Annotated in this window: 11 protein-coding genes; 5 read left to right on the top strand and 6 right to left on the bottom strand. The window is 72.1% G+C overall.

Going from position 1 to position 16,076, the window contains the following annotated elements; genetic code table 11:
• Positions 1 to 8: 8 nt before the first annotated feature.
• Positions 9 to 1,487 (bottom strand): trifunctional class I SAM-dependent methyltransferase/NUDIX hydrolase/VOC family protein, encoded by a 1,479-nt coding sequence (locus OG623_RS28515; protein ID WP_406150363.1) that lies wholly within the window; start codon positions 1,485 to 1,487, stop codon positions 9 to 11.
• Between the two features lie 161 nt (positions 1,488 to 1,648).
• Between OG623_RS28515 and OG623_RS28510 the strand changes: the two genes are divergently transcribed.
• On the top strand, positions 1,649 to 3,223 hold the full coding sequence (locus OG623_RS28510) for an alkaline phosphatase D family protein (RefSeq protein ID WP_406150362.1): 1,575 nt from the start codon (positions 1,649 to 1,651) through the stop codon (positions 3,221 to 3,223).
• Between the two features lie 219 nt (positions 3,224 to 3,442).
• Positions 3,443 to 4,453 (top strand): lytic polysaccharide monooxygenase, encoded by a 1,011-nt coding sequence (locus OG623_RS28505; protein ID WP_406150361.1) that lies wholly within the window; start codon positions 3,443 to 3,445, stop codon positions 4,451 to 4,453.
• Between the two features lie 54 nt (positions 4,454 to 4,507).
• Here OG623_RS28505 and OG623_RS28500 read toward each other — a convergent pair whose 3' ends face one another.
• The 3 genes from OG623_RS28500 to OG623_RS28490 all read right to left on the bottom strand — a co-directional run bounded on the left by OG623_RS28500 (position 4,508) and on the right by OG623_RS28490 (position 10,059).
• Positions 4,508 to 5,392, bottom strand: a complete 885-nt coding sequence (locus tag OG623_RS28500; protein ID WP_406150360.1) for an esterase/lipase family protein — start codon at positions 5,390 to 5,392, stop codon at positions 4,508 to 4,510.
• Positions 5,393 to 5,599: 207 nt separating this feature from the next.
• Positions 5,600 to 6,598: a hypothetical protein gene (locus OG623_RS28495; RefSeq protein ID WP_406150358.1), complete on the bottom strand. Its 999-nt coding sequence runs from the start codon at positions 6,596 to 6,598 to the stop codon at positions 5,600 to 5,602.
• Positions 6,595 to 10,059 carry a DNA polymerase III subunit alpha gene (locus OG623_RS28490; RefSeq protein ID WP_406150357.1) on the bottom strand — a complete coding sequence of 1,155 codons (3,465 nt, stop codon included), beginning with the start codon at positions 10,057 to 10,059 and terminating at the stop codon, positions 6,595 to 6,597. The genes OG623_RS28495 and OG623_RS28490 overlap by 4 nt, the downstream gene beginning before the upstream one ends.
• Before the next feature lie 169 nt (positions 10,060 to 10,228).
• On the opposite strand from OG623_RS28490, the gene OG623_RS28485 reads away from it, so the two are divergent.
• Both OG623_RS28485 and OG623_RS28480 read left to right on the top strand, forming a co-directional pair.
• Complete coding sequence (locus OG623_RS28485) at positions 10,229 to 11,293, top strand: DUF3533 domain-containing protein (RefSeq protein ID WP_406150355.1); 1,065 nt, start codon at positions 10,229 to 10,231, stop codon at positions 11,291 to 11,293.
• Between the two features lie 121 nt (positions 11,294 to 11,414).
• A complete protein-coding gene (locus tag OG623_RS28480) occupies positions 11,415 to 12,428 on the top strand; it encodes an alpha/beta hydrolase (protein ID WP_406150354.1) in 1,014 nt (337 codons plus the stop codon).
• A 93-nt stretch (positions 12,429 to 12,521) separates the two neighbouring features.
• Here OG623_RS28480 and OG623_RS28475 read toward each other — a convergent pair whose 3' ends face one another.
• A complete protein-coding gene (locus OG623_RS28475) occupies positions 12,522 to 13,607 on the bottom strand; it encodes a S1 family peptidase (RefSeq protein WP_406150353.1) in 1,086 nt (361 codons plus the stop codon).
• Positions 13,608 to 14,045: 438 nt separating this feature from the next.
• On the opposite strand from OG623_RS28475, the gene OG623_RS28470 reads away from it, so the two are divergent.
• Positions 14,046 to 14,930, top strand: coding sequence for an alpha/beta fold hydrolase (locus tag OG623_RS28470; RefSeq protein WP_406150351.1), 885 nt, complete (start codon positions 14,046 to 14,048; stop codon positions 14,928 to 14,930).
• Positions 14,931 to 15,034: 104 nt separating this feature from the next.
• Here OG623_RS28470 and OG623_RS28465 read toward each other — a convergent pair whose 3' ends face one another.
• Complete coding sequence (locus tag OG623_RS28465) at positions 15,035 to 15,949, bottom strand: class I SAM-dependent methyltransferase (RefSeq protein WP_406150350.1); 915 nt, start codon at positions 15,947 to 15,949, stop codon at positions 15,035 to 15,037.
• Between the last annotated feature and the right edge of the window lie 127 nt (positions 15,950 to 16,076).

Genomic DNA, 16,076 nt, shown 5'->3' with positions numbered 1-16,076 from the left:
CCCCCGGGTCAGGGGGCCACCAACTCCACCTCGAACCCGGCGGTGTTCTCCAGGTACGCCGCGTAGTGCCCACTGCCTCCGGCGTACGGATGGCGGTCGGCGAAGAGCAGCCGCCAGCCGCGGCCGGGGGCGCGCGCCACCAGCGCGTCGAGCGTGGCGCGGTCCCCGACGTGGAACGCCAGGTGGTTGAGGCCAGGACGCAGCCGGTCGTGCGTGCGCGCCGCCAGGGCCGGCGACTGCTCGGCCACCACATAGCTCTCGCCGCGCCGCCAGCTCCGGCCGTACTCCCAGCGCTGGTACGGGACATGGCCCAGCTCGCCCAGCAGCCAGCCCCACTCCGCTTCGGCCTCGGCCAGGTCGGGCACCCACAGCTCGATGTGGTGGATCCGTCCGGTGGGTCCCGCCGCGACCGGCAGCGGGACCGCGCGCCGGATGCCCTCGGGCGCGTACGCGACGGTGTCGGCGTCCTCGTGCCAGTGGATGAGGAAGCGCTGCTCGGCGCGGTATCCGTCGAGGCCGGCACGGCAGTACGCCACCATGTCGTCGGGCAGCGCGTCCAGCGGGAACCAGTCCAACTCGGAGCACTTGTCCGGCTCCGCGTTGCTGGGCGGGCGCGCGGGGTCGTGGTCCGCCTCGAAGAACCAGCCCGTCCTGGGGCTGCCACCCGGCCCCCTGTGCTGCATGACCAGGGCCACCCGGAGCTCGTCCGGGTCCAGCGTGACGCCGATCTCCTCGGCCGCCTCCCTGACCATCGCCGCCCTGACGTCCTCACCGTCCTCCGCGTGTCCCGACGGGGCGTGGAGCAGCCCGTCCGCGTACCCGGTGCCGGCCCGCCGGGCGAGCAGCACGTCGGAGCCCCTGCGCAGGATGAGGTGGACGTCGACGACCTCGGTGTGCCGGTGCGCCGGCTCGGCGCGGGCCACCAGGGCGTATCTCTCGTCGTCGACCTCCTTGCCCCAGAGGCCGGGGTCCCCGGAGAGCGGCTCGTGATGGACACGCTCCGTGTGCTCACCCAGCAGCGCCATGAGGTCGGCCGCCGGGATCCCCGTGCCGTCCCACACGCCTTCGATCAGCACCAGCCGCCCACCCGGCCGCAACAACGAGAACCAGTGCCGCAGGACGGCCGCAGGATCGGGCAGCAGCCACACGAGGTGCCGGGCGAGGATCACGTCGAACCGCTGCCTGCCGACCGGCGGGTGCGCCGCGTCCCCGACGAGCACCTCGGTGCCCGTCCCGGCGAGCTTGGCCCGCGCCCGGTCCACCATGCGCGACGACCGGTCGACGGCGGTGACGCGGTGCCCCTGTCCGGCGACGAGCAGCGCCAGGCTGCCCGTGCCGCATCCGAGATCGAGGACCGCGGAACGCCCGGTGGGCAGCCAGGTCTCCATCCGCCGCGCCCAGGCACCGCGTACCACCGGGTCGTTGAGCCCGTGGTCGGGTTCCTCGTCGAAGGTGTCGGCGGCGTCGTCCCAGTCGGTCGTCGTCATACCCGCCATACTCTCAGCCACCACCGACAGCCCGCCGGGCTCCGCTTCGGCCGCCCTGTTCACGTACCGCTCGACCCACGGCCATACACAGCGTGTGTACATGACATCAACTCACGGCAACGTGTCCGAGGTTGGCGCAGATCAACCGAGGAGGACGAACCGTGGTCGCGTATTCCGTGTCCCGCAGGCAGATGTTCGGATTCGGCGGGGCGGCAGCCGCCGCGCTGATGCTCGGGACGGGAGCGTGGGAGGCGCAGTCCGCGTTCGCCGCGCCCACCCTGAAGGGTGACCCGTTCACCCTGGGTGTCGCCTCGGGCGACCCGACGTCGGACGGCGTCGTGCTCTGGACGCGCCTGGCCCCCGACCCCTTCGCGCAGGACGGCCTCGGCGGAATGCCGGCGAAGCCCGTACGTGTCCACTACGAGGTGGCGCTCGACGAGCGGTTCCGCCGGGTCGTGCGCCGGGACAGTGTCGTCGCGACCCCCGAACTGGCGCACTCCGTCCACCCCGAGGTGCACGGGCTCGCCCCCGACCGCACCTACTGGTTCCGCTTCAAGGCCGGCTCCGCGATCTCCCCCGTCGGCCGTACGCGCACCACCCCCGCCCCCTCGGACGACCCGCGTGACCTGAAGTTCGCCTTCGCCTCCTGCCAGGCCTGGCAGGACGGCTACTTCACCGCGTACCACCACATGGCGCAGGAGGACCTGGACCTGGTGGTGCACCTGGGCGACTACCTCTACGAGTCCGGTGTGAAGACGAACAAGCGCGGCGTGGAGACGGACCCGAAGTTCCACACGGAGACCCTGGACCTCGCCCGCTACCGCCTCCAGTACGGCCTCTACAAGTCCGAGGCACCGCTCCAGGAGGCGCACGCCGCCTTCCCGTGGATCATGACGTTCGACGACCACGAGGTGGAGAACAACTGGGCGGGCGACATCTCCGAGAACGACGACGACCCGGAGATGTTCCTGCTGCGCAGGGCCGACGCCTTCCAGGCGCTGTACGAGCACGCGCCGCTGCGTCACAGCCAGTTGCCGAACGGCCCCGACGTACAGATGTACCGCAGGCTCCCCTACGGCAGGCTCGCCGACTTCACCATGCTCGACACCCGCCAGTACCGCGACGACCAGCCGTGCGGCGACGGCACCTCGTCCGACTGCGCGGAGCGCTTCGACCCGGACCGCACCCTGCTCGGTGCCCGGCAGCGTGACTGGGTCCACAAGGGCTTCAGCCGCTCGCAGGCGCGCTGGCAGATCCTCGGCAACCAGGCCCCGATGGGCCAGACCGACCAGGATCCGGGCCCGGGCACCACGGTCTGGATGGACCCCTGGGACGGCTACGTCGCCGAGCGCAACCGGCTGCTCGCCGAGGCGGACAGCCGCGGGGTGCGCAACCTGGTCGTGATCACGGGCGACCGCCACCAGAACTACGCCTGGGACCTCAAGCGCGACTACGCCGACCCGGAATCGGCGACCGTGGGCTCGGAGTTCGTGGGCACCTCGATCACCAGCGGCGGCGACGGCGCCGACATGACGGCGGACGGTGAGAAGTACCTCGCGGCGAACCCTCACATGAAGTTCTTCAACAACCAGCGCGGCTATGTACGCGTCACGGTGGACCAGGACCGCTGGACGAGCGACTTCCGGGTCCTCCCCTACGTCACTACCCCCGGCGCCGGCATCACCACCCGCGCCACCGCGGTGGTGGAGGACGGCACCCCGGGCGTCGAAATCTGACCCCCCGGGCGGAGGCGGGGAGTTACGGACAGGGACCCGGCCGATATGCCCGATTTCCCTGTCCGTAGCCTCTCCCGGCCCCGTCTCCCTGAGGGGTGGGCTAAGGGGTCCTTAAGGGCGGCATAAGTGTGGTGAGCTGGGGGTTTTCGGCTGCGGATCCCCGGGGCGCGGCAGTTAGTTTGACGGCGTTCTGTCGTGCGTCGAAGGAGGACCATCATCATGGCCGTCACCACCGCCAGCCGCCGTAGGGTCGCCGGGAGCGTCGTCGCGCTCGGCGCCGTGCCGCTCGCGCTGACCGCCCTGACCGCCGCGCCGGCCGCCGCCCACGGATCGCTGAGCGATCCGGTCAGCCGGGTCTCGGCCTGTTTCGCGGAGGGGCCGGAGAGCCCGCAGTCGGCGGCGTGCAAGGCGGCGGTGGCGGCCGGCGGCACCCAGGCGCTGTACGACTGGAACGGCGTGAACATCGCCAACGCGGCGGGCAAGCACCGTGAGCTGATTCCGGACGGCCGGCTGTGCAGCGCGGGCAACGACAAGTTCAAGGGGCTCGACCTGCCGCGCGCCGACTGGCCGTCCACGGCCATGAAGGCGGGCAGTCACACCTTCCGGTTCCGGGCGACCGCTCCGCACAAGGGCACGTTCGAGCTGTACCTGACCAAGGCGAGCTACGACCCGACGCAGCCGCTGACGTGGTCGGATCTGGAGGAGAAGCCGTTCGCATCGGCCACCGACCCGACGCTGGAGGACGGGTCGTACGTCTTCGACGGCACCGTCCCCGAGGCGTCGGGGCGGCAGTTGATCTACACGGTCTGGCAGCGGTCGGACTCCCCCGAGGCCTTCTACGCCTGCTCCGACGTGGTCTTCGGCGGGGACGCCTCCGCCACCTCGGACACCGCCACCGCCACCGCGCCGTCCGAGACGGAGATCGACGAGGGTGCCGCCAAGTCGTCCGTCGAGCACGGCGGGCACGGGGACGACGACGCATCGACCGGCGCGGAGGTGACCGCGGCTGCCCCCGCCCCTGAAGCCGGTGACATGGACGGGGCCGGGGCCAATGCTCCCGAGCCGGACAGCGCAGGCGCCTCCCCCGCGGACGAGGCACTCGCCGAGACGGGTGGCAGCGACAGCACCTCGTACCTCGCGATGGGCGGGGCCGCCGCGCTGGCCCTCGGGGCGAGCGCCTTGTTCCTCTCGGTGCGCCGCCGGTCCTCGGGCGGTGCGCACCGCGCCTGAGGTGGTGACGTCCGCCGGCCCCCGGAGAGCGTCCGGGGGCCCGGCGGTGCCGTTTCAGCCGATGGCCGAGGCGCAGGTGGTCGGGGTGGCGTGCGCCGGGTCGAGGGCGTTCGCCACCTCGTGGAAGGCGACCCTGTCGATGGTCCCGATCGCGACATGCTCGGACAGGTCGACCGGGCACAGGTCCTGGAGCAGGACGTTGTTCACATCGGGCCCGTCCAGGTACTGGGTGCGGTACGGGGTCACGACTTCGTCGTACCGGGTCGAGATGACGGTGTAGTGGACCCCTGGCACGGTGTCGTCGCCCGCGTTGAGCTTCGTGATGAACGCGGAGCCTGCGACCTGGTCGGCGAGGGCCGGGGTGTTCGTGGTGAGCAGGTCGTCGATCCCGGGGAAGTACGGCAGCAGCCCGGTGAGGCCGAGCAGCGTGGTGCCGTGGTTGTCGGGGGCGATCCCGACGAGCGCGTTCACCTTGTCGGCCCCACCGAGGAACTTCAGGTAGTAGTTGGGCATCATGCCGCCCTGTGAGTGGCCGACGATGTCGGCCTTCGGGGCGCCGGTGGCGTCGAGCACCCGGTCGACGTACGCGTCGAGCTGTTCCGCCGACTTGTCGATCGGGCCGAGGCCGTTGAAGAGCGGCACGCCCGGGAGCTGCCCGTAGTCGAGGGAGAAGACGCAGTAGCCCCGGTTGACGAGGTACGGCGCGAGGACCAGCCAGTTGTCGACGGAGTTCCCGAAGGTCCCGTGGACGAGGACGACGGGGCGTGGGTGGTCCGTCGAGGGTCGGCAGGAGTAGTCGTTCCATCCGCTGGACGGAGCGGCGGTTTCCGCCGCGGTCGCGGTCGCCGTGGGGGTGAGGAGCGCGGCGACGGCGAGAATCAGGGCGGCGAGGGTGCGGCGTGCGCGTGGGGTGCGCCGGGCACGGGTCCAGGGCAGCATCGGGTGATCTCCTTGCGGCTCAAGGGAGTTGCGATGACGTGCGCCCTGTGGTCCGGACCACAAGTGAGATACGTCTCTTCTGTGCGTGCTCATGCCAAGTTACGCATGAGTAGGGACGCAGGGGAAGTTACGCGTCAGTAAAAAGATTTCGGCACCTCGGAGCCCTCAGGGAACCGCTCCGGGATCAGACGGCGAGCCGCTCGGGGATCAGGCCGCGAGCCGTCCCGGCTTCACGGCCTGCGGCCCGAACTTCGCCCGCAGACGGTCGGACACCGCCTCGATCCGCCGCGCCCGTTCGTCCACCGGGTCGAAGGTGAGCTGGTGGGCGGCCCGTTCCGCGTCATGGAGCCCTTCCGCCCGCAGCCCGATCCCCCGCACCCGCGCCCGCTGCAGGGCGAACGAGTCCTGGATCCGGTACGCGAGCGAGGTGAGTGCCGCCGAGTGGGCGGTGGGCTCCTGGAGCGTGCGGCTGCGGGTCAGCGTCGCGTAACCGGTCCGGTCGGCGTAGCGCACGGAGACCGCGAGCGCGCGGCACACCTGCCCGTCGCCGCGCAGCCTCGCCCCCAGCTCCTCGGTGAGCGAGAGGAGCGCGCGGCGGTGCTGCTCCGGGTCCAGTTCATCGCGGGGGAAGGAGCGTTCGGCGGCGATCGACCGGGCGGCGGCGTTCGGCACGACCCGCGTACGGTCGATGCCGTTGGCCCGCTCCCACAGCTCGCGCCCGGTCCGTACGCCGGTGATCCGCTGCAGGGTGGCCGGCGGTGCGGCGGCTATCCGGCCGATGGAGTCGAGCCCGTAGCCGCACAGGGTGCGCGCGGTCGCCGCCCCGACGCCGTCCAGCGCGGCGGCCGGCCTGGGTCCGAGGAAGCCGGCGTGCTCGCCGGGTGGCACGACGAAGGTCGTCCCGGGCGTCGCCTGCCGTGCGGCCATCCTGGCCAGCATGGGGTTGGAGGCCGCGCCGATCGCGCAGTCCACGCCGTGCAGGGCCAGCGCGCGCACCCGGATCACGGAGGCCAGGCCCGTCGTGTCCTGCCCGAAGTAGCGCAGCGCGCCGCTGATATCGGCGAGCGCGGCGCCGGGCGGGGTCGCCTCGACGACCGGGGTGAACGCCCCGAGGAGGGCGAGCAGCCCCTCGTAGCCCGCGCTGTCCGGCAGTCCGCCGCCGATCCGGCGGAACCGCAGACACAGGACGGCCGGCTGGTCGTTCATCCCGCGCTCCCCTGGCTCTGGTGCCACAGCTTCCGTCCGGTGGGTGTCCCTTCGCCGGCCGGCCTGAGGTCGGACCAGGGGTTCATCTCGTAGCCGGTCGGCAGCCGGATGCGGCGGCCGTCGTCGGGGGTCTCCTCCTCGTCGGCCTCGGGCTCCTCCGCCAGCCGTGCCGCGACCGCGTCGAGGCCGCCGGTGTGCCGGAGTTCGGCCAGCTCCGCAAGATTCCAGGCCGCCGAGCCGACCACGCTCAGGCTGCGTGCGCCGCGGCGCTGGACCACCCCGCGCACCAGCAGCAGCCAGGAGTGGAAGACGGTGTGCGCGCAGGCGGCGTGGCTGTCGTCGAAGAAGGCGAGGTCGACCAGGCCCGTCCCGTCGTCCAGGGTGGTGAAGATGACCCGGCGCCCGGAGCGTACCGGCGGGGTCTGGGTGGCCACCTTGGCGCCCGCGACCAGCACGGTCTCCCCGTGCCCCGCCTCCCGCAGCCGCTTGGCCGAGAGCGCGCCGAGCTCCTCCAGGAAGGCGTGGTGATCGCCCATCAGATGGCGTGAGACGTCCATGCCGAGGACGCCGAGCTCGGCGCTGAGGCGTTCGGCCTCGTTGAGGTCGGGCAGTCCGACGGTGCCGGTCCTGTGTCCGCCGCCGAGCGGGAGCTGGGCCCCCGCCGTGCCGGAACCCGAGCTCCGCTGGGCGCGGTGGAGCTCGGTCAGATGCAGCAGCAGATCGCGGCGGTTGGCGCCGAAGGCGTCCAACGCGCCGACCTGGGCCAGCCGTTCCGCGGCCGGCTTCCCCGGCCTGGCCCGCTGCCAGAAGTCCAGCAGCGAGGTGTAGGGCTGTCCGGCCTCGATCCGGGCGACTTCGGCCTCACTGATGCCGTGGACGTCCGAAAGAGCAAGACGCAATCCCCATTTATCGCCATGGTCACCAGACACCAGTTCGATCCTATGGGCTGCCGCCGACCGGTTCACATCCAGCGGCAGCACCGGCACCCCGCGCCGCCGCGCGTCCGCGAGCAGCAGCCGCTTCGGGTACATCCCGGGGTCGTGCGTGAGCAGCCCGGCGTAGAAGGCCGCCGGGTGGTGTGCCTTGAGCCAGGCCGACTGGTACGTCGGCACGGCGAAGGCGACCGCGTGCGCCTTGCAGAAGCCGTAGCTCCCGAACGCCTCGATGATCTCCCAGGCTCGGGCGATCACCTCGATGTCGTACTTCCGCCGGGCCGCCCGCTGTGCGAACCAGACCCTGATCCGGGCCTGCGACTCGGGGTCGGAGAGCCCGCGCCGCACCCGGTCGGCCTCGCCGCGTCCGCAGCCGGTCATGATGTCCACCATCTCGATGATCTGCTCGTGGAAGACGACCACCCCGTAGGTGTCGCGCAGCGGACCCTCCAGGTCGGGGTGCGGATATCGCACCGGCGCGCGGCCGTGCCTGGCCTCGATGAACGGCCGCACCATGTCGGCGGCGACCGGTCCGGGCCGGAACAGCGAGATGTCGACCACCAGGTCGTGGAAGGTGGCGGGCTGGAGCCGGCCGACCAGGTCGCGCTGGCCCGGCGACTCGATCTGGAAGCAGCCCAGCGTCTCGGCGCTCCTGATCAGCCGGTACGTCTCCGGGTCGCCCTGCGGTACGGCGTCCAGGTCGATCTCACGTCCCGAGGCCCGCTTCACCTCGGTGACCGCGTGCGCCATCGCCGACTGCATCCGCACGCCGAGCACGTCGAGCTTGAGCAGCCCGAGGTGCTCCACGTCGTCCTTGTCGAACTGGGACATCGGGAAGCCTTCGCCGCTGGTGGGCACGACCGGTGTACGCCGCAGCAGCGCGCCGTCCGAGAGGAGCACCCCGCACGGGTGCATGGCGATGCCGCGCGGCAGGGCGTCGAGCGACTCCACCAGCTCCCAGAGCCGGCCGTACTTCTCCTTCCGCCCGGCCACGGCGCGCAGTTCGGGCAGTTCCTCCATCGCGGCGCGGGCGTCCCTGGCCCGGATGTGCGGGAAGGACTTGGCGAGCCGGTCGGTCTCGGCCGGGTCCATGGAGAGCGCGGCGCCGACGTCACGGATGGCGTGGCGCACCCGGTAGGTCTCGGGCATGGAGACGGTCGCGACCCGTTCGGCGCCGAAGCGTCCGATGATCGCGCGGTAGACGTCCAGGCGGCGGGCCGACTCCACGTCGATGTCGATGTCGGGCAGCACGAAGCGCCGCTCGGACAGGAAGCGCTCCATGAGCAGCCCGTGCTCGACCGGGTCGGCGTGGGCGATGCCGAGCAGATGGTTGACCAGGGAGCCGGCCCCCGAGCCGCGTGCGGCGACCCGTATGCCCATCCCTTTCACGTCGTCGACGACCTGGGAGACGGTCAGGAAGTAGGAGGCGAAACCGTGGTGGGCGATGATGTCCAGCTCGCGGTGCATCCGGTCCCAGTAGTCGTGCCTGCGGTCGTAGCCGTGGAGCACCATGCCCGCTGCGGCGCGGGAGGCCAGCACCCGCTGGGCGGTGCGCCGGCCCGCGCCGACGAGGTGCGGTTCGGGGAAGTGGACGCCGCCGAGTCCCAGGTCGCCCTCGGGGTCGACGCGGCAGGCGTCGGCGGTGCGCCGGGTCTCGGCCAGCAGCCGCTGCCCCGCGTCCCGCCCGAGCCCCGCGGCCGAGGTGATCCGCTCGGCGGTCTCCCGCATCGCGTGGGCGTCCTTGAGCCAGCGCTGCCCGCTGTCGAGCGGGGAGCGGCGGGGGTCGAGGGGGACGAGCCGGCGGGCCGAGTCGAGCACGTCGGCGACGGGGCCCTGTCCGGGGTCGGCGTACCTGACGGCGTTGGTCAGCACGGCCCGCACCCCCTGCTCGGCGGCGAAGCCGACGGTACGGGCGGCGAGCCGCAGCGATCCGGGTCCGGTGCCCTCGCGGCCGTGATGGACGGCTTCGAGGCGCAGGGCGTCGCCGTAGATCTCCCGCCAGGGGGCGAGCAGCACGGCGGCCCGGTCGGGGCGGCCCGCGGCCAGCGCGGCACCCACCTCGGATGCGGGGCCGAGCAGCACGGTGAGCCCTTCGGCGGGCAGCGCGTCACGGCCGAGCAGAGGCTGCCCGGCGTCCGGGGTCCCGGCGGGGGTCCCGGCGCCGTGGGCCGCGGTGACCAGCCGGCACAGCTCGGCCCAGCCTCGGGCGCCGTCGCGGGCGAGGAAGGTGACACGGGGTGCGGATTCATCGACAAAGGCACCTCCGCGGACCGGCGTGCGCGACTTGTGCGTACGCACCGCCCCGCCGGTCTGCCGTGCGACCGCGAGCTCCACGCCGAACAGCGGCCGTATCCGGGCCTCCTTGCAGGCCCTGGCGAAGCGGACCGCGCCCGCGAGGCTGTCCCGATCGGTCAGCGCGAGGGCGTCCATCCCCCGCTCGGCGGCACGCTCGGCCAGCCGCTCCGGGTGCGACGCCCCGTACCGCAGGGAAAACCCGGAAACGGTATGCAGATGCGTGAACCCTGGCATCCGCACCTCCTGGACCGTTCCGTACTCGCCACCCCCTCGCTCTCCACCATAGACCAAGTTTCGAACGTTCGTACGATAACCGTGTTCGTGCATACCTGGGCGCGGCCACCGCTCCGCCATTCGGCCCGCCCCGCCTGCGCGAGCGGCGCCCCGACCCGACCGTGGGGGCATGACTTTCGCTGACGAGGTGAAGAGCGCCGTCACCGCACGGGCCGCGCTGCTGGTCATCGGCGTGCTGGCACTGCAGCTGCTGTTCATCGCCTCCTACGTCGGCGCACTCCACAGGCCCGCCCCGACGGACGTACCCCTCGGGGTCGTCGCCCCGAAGCAGTCGTCGGGGCAGATCGTCGGCCGGCTGGACGGCCTGCCGGGCGGCCCGCTCGATCCGCGCGCCGTGCCGAGCGAGGCGGAGGCCCGCCGGCAGATCGAGAACCGCGACATCGACGGCGCCCTGATCGTCAGCCCCACCGGGTCGACCGACACCGTGCTCGTCGCGTCCGGCGGCGGCACCGTGCTGGCCAACACGCTGACCAAGATCATCGAGGAGGCGGAGGGGCCCCGGCACCGCACGGTGCGGACCGTGGACGTGGCCCCCGCGTCCTCGGGCGACTTCAACGGCCTCTCGTCGTTCTACCTGGTCGTGGGCTGGTGCGTCGGCGGATACCTCTGCGCATCGATCCTGGCGATCAGCGCGGGCACCAAGCCCGCCAACCGTCAGCGCGCGGTGATCCGCACCGGAGTCATGGCGCTGTACTCGATCGCCGGCGGGATCGGCGGCGCGATCATCATCGGCCCGATCCTCGGCGCGCTCCCGGGCAGCTTCTGGGGCCTGTCGGGCCTGGGCGCCCTGGTCGTCTTCGCGGTCGGCATGATCACGCTCGCCCTGGAGGCGCTCACCGGCATCGTCGGCATCGGCCTGGCCGTCCTGCTGGTCGTGATCGCGGGCAATCCGAGCGCGGGCGGTGCCTTCCCGCTGCCGATGCTGCCGGACTTCTGGCGGGCGATCGGCCCCGCCCTGCCGCCCGGGGCGGGGACCTGGACGGCCCGCTCGATCGCGTACTTCAAGGGCAACGCGGTCACCGGCCCCCTGCTGGTGCTCTCCGCCTGGGCTGTCGTCGGCACGGCCCTGACCCTGCTCCTGTCGCTGCGCGGCCGGGACACGGACGGGGCGCGGCGGGCTGCGGCCCCCGGAGAAGCGACGGACTCCCCCGGGAGCGGATCGAGCCTCGCCTGACTCGGCGGCCACGGACCGCCCGGGTACAGCCGGCCCCGCACCACCGGGTACAGCCAGCCCCGGTCCGGACCGGGTGTGTGACCCTATTCCGGCGCCCCCGGGACCCCCATAGCGTCGAGACATGACGAAGAATCACAGAACGACGGACCACCAGGACGACGGGCGGGCGACCACTCCCCGACGGGGCGTGCTGCGAGGACTCGGGCTCACGTTGGGCGGGGTCGCACTCGGCGCCGGTGCGGGGGCGGCGCCGGCCGCCGCGGCCGGGCGTGGCAGCGGTCGCCCCGGGACGGGGCCGTGTACGTACGTACTGGTGCACGGCACGCACAGCGCGGGGGCGTACTGGCAGCCCGTGGCTCAGGAGCTGGTCCTGCGCGGCCACCGCGTCGTCGCGGTGGACCTGCCGCTGCACGGCTCGCAGGCGTTCGTGCCGGAGTCGTACCAGCGGCAGGACCTCGAGGCCCTGGCCACCGAGCCGTCGCCGGTCGCCGCGCTGAGCCTGGACGACTACGAGCGGCATGTCACCGGCGTGGTACGCCGCGTCGCGGCGCACGGCCCCGTCGTCCTGGTCGGCCACAGCCTGGGCGGGGCCACGGTGACCCGGGTGGGCGAGGCCGTACCCGAACTGCTCCACCACATCTGCTACATGGCGGCCTTCTGCCCCAGCCCCGTCCTGCCGACCCCCGACGCCTGCACAGCGGCGCCCGAGAACGCGGACGCTCTCATCCCGCTCGGCCAGATCGTCGGGGACCCCGAGCAGCTCGGTGTGATGCGGCTCAATCCCCGTACGGGTGACACGAAGGACCTTCAGGCGCTCCACGAGATGATGTGCGCGGACTACCCGGACTCCGTGTTCCGGCAGCGGCTGGGCGGCATACAGACGGACGAGTCGACCACGGTCTACGCGGGCCGGGCCGTCGGCACACCGGAATCCTGGGGCCGGCTGCCCCGCACCTATCTGCGCTTCGGCAGGGACCGCACGATCGCCACGAAGCTCCAGGACCGGATGATCGCGGAGGCCGACGCGCGCACGCCCCGCAACCACTTCACGGTCCACGACTTCCCCGACGCATCGCACCTCGGCCCGCTGGACCGGGCCCCCGTCGCGAGGGCACTGGCGGAGCTGGCCCCCTGACACGCCGGACGCACGGCCGGACCTCGGAAGCGCCACGGCCCGCCCGCCCCCGTGAGGGAGCGAGCGGGCCGTGGCAGGCGTACGGAGCCGGCGTCAGCCGATCTCGGCGCCGAACGCGTCCAGTGCCTCGGGCACCGGCTGGAAGAACGTCTCGCCTCCGGCGGAGCAGTCGCCGCTGCCGCCCGAGGTCAGACCGAGCGCGGTGTCGCCCGCGAAGAGCGCGCCGCCGCTGTCGCCGGGCTCGGCGCAGACCGTGGTCTGGATGAGGCCCTCGACGACGTCGCCGTTGCCGTAGTTGACCGTGGCGTCCAGTGCGGTGACCTCACCGTCGTGGACCTGGGTGGTGGAACCGCTGCGGGTCACCGTCTGGCCGACGGTGGCGTCGCCGGCCTGGGTGATCTCCTGGGCGGAACCGTCGTAGAGGTCCACCTCGCTCGGGTGGTCGATGTCGGAGGTGTACTTGACCAGGCCGTAGTCGTTGCCCGGGAAGCTGGACTCCTCGTTGGCGCCGATCTCCGCGCCGGTCTGCGAGTCGGACCAGCTGGTGACCGCCTCGGTGCAGTGGCCGGCGGTCAGGAAGTACGGCTCGCCGCCCTTGACCACGTTGAAGCCCAGCGAGCAGCGTGCGCCGCTGCCCCAGATGGCGTCGCCGCCCGCGATGAGGGGCTTGAACTCCCCTGCGGACTTCTTGAGTTCGGCCTTGGCGCCGAGCCCGTCGACCACCTTGCTGAGCTTGTCCCAGGCCGCGCCGTCGACCGTACGGTCGGCGGTGACGACCACCTTGTTGCTGACCGGGTCGACGGCCCAGGAGGTGCCCGGGATGCTCGCCTTGTCGGTGAGGGTCTGCCGGGCGCTCTTCAGCTCGGCGAGCGTGTGCTGGACGACTCGGGCCTTGGCGCCCGCCTGGCGGACCTGCTCGGCGTCCGCCTCGTCGACGACGTTGACGACGAGGTTCTTGGCCTTGGCGTCGTAGTACGAGCCCGCCGTGTCGGCGCCCAGGGTCTTGCCCAGGTCCGCGGCGAGGGTTCCGGCCGACTGGGCGCTGAGGGAGCGCGCGGTGAACTCGGGCACGGCGTCACTGGCGTTCGCGGTCTGGAACGTCACTCCTGCGGCGACCAGAGCGAGCACGGCGGTGCCGGCCGTGGCCACACCCTTCCTCGATATGCGTCGGTGCTTCAACTTCGACCTCCTGTGGGGGCCGTGCACGGACAAGTGGGGTGTCCGGAACACGGAGGATGGGGCGCCCACTATTCCCATGGGACCGATAGCACACAAGGTCGACTTCCGGACGCGCACACGACAACAACGGTTCGCCCTTCAGGTGTTCACAACCCGGGCACCGCACCACGTCGGTTCCGCTCATGAACACCCGGCGCGACGGTCCTTGAACAGCGGGTGAGGACTAGTCCTGTCCTGTAATGGACGCCCGGAGTCCGGATGCTGTGGCGAACGCTCCTGAAGCCGAACACCCCCGAATGCGCCCGCACATCCCGAACACCACCGGCTCGTCCCGACGGGGAGTGCCGGTATCGCCTCCGATAGGTCATCATCGAACAGGCAGTACACGCCGGGTACGTGGTGCCCGGACCGAGCGAGGTGACCGAGCGGAGGGGCGGCGTGCGAAGTCGGGTGCGCGTGGCGGACGGACGGCATCTGATGGTCGAGCGTCAGGGGGATCCCCAGGGCAGACCGGTGTTCCTGCTGCACGGGATGCCGGGCAGCAGGCTGGGCCCCGCACCCCGCGGGATGGTCCTCTACCAGCGGAAGATGCAGCTGATCGCCTACGACCGCCCGGGGTACGGCGGATCCGACCGGCTGCCGGGCCGCCGGGTCATGGATGTCGCCGAGGACGTACGCACGATCGCCGACTCGCTCGGCCTGGAGCGCTTCGCCGTGGTCGGCCGCTCGGGCGGCGCGCCGCACGCCCTGGCCTGCGCGGCGCTGATGCCCGAACGGGTCACCCGCACAGCCGCGCTGGTCAGCCTGGCGCCCTGGGACGCCGAGGGGCTCGACTGGTTCGACGGGATGGCCGCGTCGAACGTGCTCGCGTACTCGACGGCGGCGGCGGATCCGGACGGTCTCGCGGAGTCCTTCATCAGCCGCTCGGAGGAGATCCGCCAGGACCCGGTCCGGCTCCTGGACGACCTGCGCCGGGAGCTGACCGACTCCGACCGTGTCGTGGTCAACGACGCCGGGATCCGCACGATGCTGCTGGCCAACTACCGTGAAGGGCTGCGTACATCGGCGTACGGCTGGATCGACGACGCCATCGCGTTCTGCAGGCCGTGGGGGTTCGACCCCGCCGACATCACCTGTCCCGTGATGCTGTGGCACGGCGTGAAGGACGTGTTCTCGCCGGTGGGCCACTCCCGCTGGCTGGCCGAGCAGATCCCTGGCGCCACCGCCGTGCTGGAACCGGCGGCGGCGCACTTCGACGCGCTGTCGGTGCTGCCCGAGGTGCTGAACTGGCTGCTGGACGAGCGGGCGGCCGCCGTCGGCTGACCGGCGGTGGGGCTCCCGAGCCGGAGGACTCCGTCCCGGGAGCTGCGCCGGATCGCCCGGCCTTGGAGCCCTGGCGGATCACTCGGCCCTGGAGCCCTGCCGGATCACTCGGCCCGGAGGAAACCGGAGGTCGAGGTCCGGCCGATGAAGGTGAAACGGGTGTCGCCCTCCAGGTGCTTGGCCACCGCGGCCTCGACGCCCGGCCAGTTCCTGTCGGTGTAGTCGTCGATGACAACCACACCGCCGCTCGCCACCAGCGTCTCGGCCCATTCGAGGTCCTCCCGCACCCCGTCCTCCGAGTGGTCGCCGTCGATGACGACGACGCCGTACTCACGGTCGGAGACGGCGGCCCTGACCTCGGGGGCGTTGGAGAAACCGCGCCGCAGCCTGATCCGCTCGTCGGGCAGGCCGGAGAGCCCCAGATTGGCGCGTACGACGTTCTCACTGATCGGGGTTCCGGACGGATCGGCCCCGAGCACATGGCCCGGTTGCAGCTGGACGTCCGCGAGCGGGTCGACGATCGTCAGACGGGGTGCGTAGCCCGCGCTGACCAGCTGCCGCACCAGGCCCGCCGCGAACAGACCGTGCAGCGTGCCGATCTCCAGCACCTCGTCGTTCGGCGGCTTCAGCAGCGGCACGGTGGACAGTTTGCCCACGACGTTCATCGTGCCGCCCGCCACCCGACCCGAGCCCAGCGCCTCCAGCACGACCAGCGTGCGGTAGGCCAGGTGGACATGGCGCTCGGCGGTCTGGACACCGGTGACCTCACGCACCTCGGCGGCCAGCTTCTCCACCTGGGTCCTGGTGGGGGTGCGGTGACTGCCCCGTCCGGCACGCCCGAGCAACAGCTCGACCGCGTAGCTCCTCACCGCCCCGCCGTCCAGCTGCCGCTGGGCCTGCTCCAGCTGCCGGCGCAGCTCCGTGTTCTCCAGCCTGGCAAGTCTCTTGATCCTGCGGTCCAGGGCCGTGATGACGGGGCGCATCGCGCGCTTCACGGGCGGAGACGTGAGCAAGGACATCGCGCACCTTCCGAGGGGGTGGAGCGTTCAGAGACAGCGCGACGCTAGCCACCCGCGGCATCCCCACGGCAGCCGCCCGGCACACACGGCACGCACACCGTGCGGCGGGCAGATGAACGATGCGGGA

The organism is Streptomyces sp. NBC_01012, assembly GCF_045162755.1.
Lineage (GTDB): Bacteria > Actinomycetota > Actinomycetes > Streptomycetales > Streptomycetaceae > Streptomyces.
This window is presented reverse-complemented; position numbering and strand designations above follow the sequence as displayed.

Bases quoted from the DNA above. Each gene is read 5' to 3' on its own strand.
- OG623_RS28515 (WP_406150363.1), bottom strand. From the start codon at position 1,487: ATGACGACGACCGACTGGGACGACGCCGCCGACACCTTCGACGAGGAA.
- OG623_RS28505 (WP_406150361.1), top strand. From the start codon at position 3,443: ATGGCCGTCACCACCGCCAGCCGCCGTAGGGTCGCCGGGAGCGTCGTC.
- OG623_RS28500 (WP_406150360.1), bottom strand. From the start codon at position 5,392: ATGCTGCCCTGGACCCGTGCCCGGCGCACCCCACGCGCACGCCGCACC.
- OG623_RS28495 (WP_406150358.1), bottom strand. From the start codon at position 6,598: ATGAACGACCAGCCGGCCGTCCTGTGTCTGCGGTTCCGCCGGATCGGC.
- OG623_RS28490 (WP_406150357.1), bottom strand. From the start codon at position 10,059: ATGCCAGGGTTCACGCATCTGCATACCGTTTCCGGGTTTTCCCTGCGG.
- OG623_RS28485 (WP_406150355.1), top strand. From the start codon at position 10,229: ATGACTTTCGCTGACGAGGTGAAGAGCGCCGTCACCGCACGGGCCGCG.
- OG623_RS28480 (WP_406150354.1), top strand. From the start codon at position 11,415: ATGACGAAGAATCACAGAACGACGGACCACCAGGACGACGGGCGGGCG.
- OG623_RS28465 (WP_406150350.1), bottom strand. From the start codon at position 15,949: ATGTCCTTGCTCACGTCTCCGCCCGTGAAGCGCGCGATGCGCCCCGTC.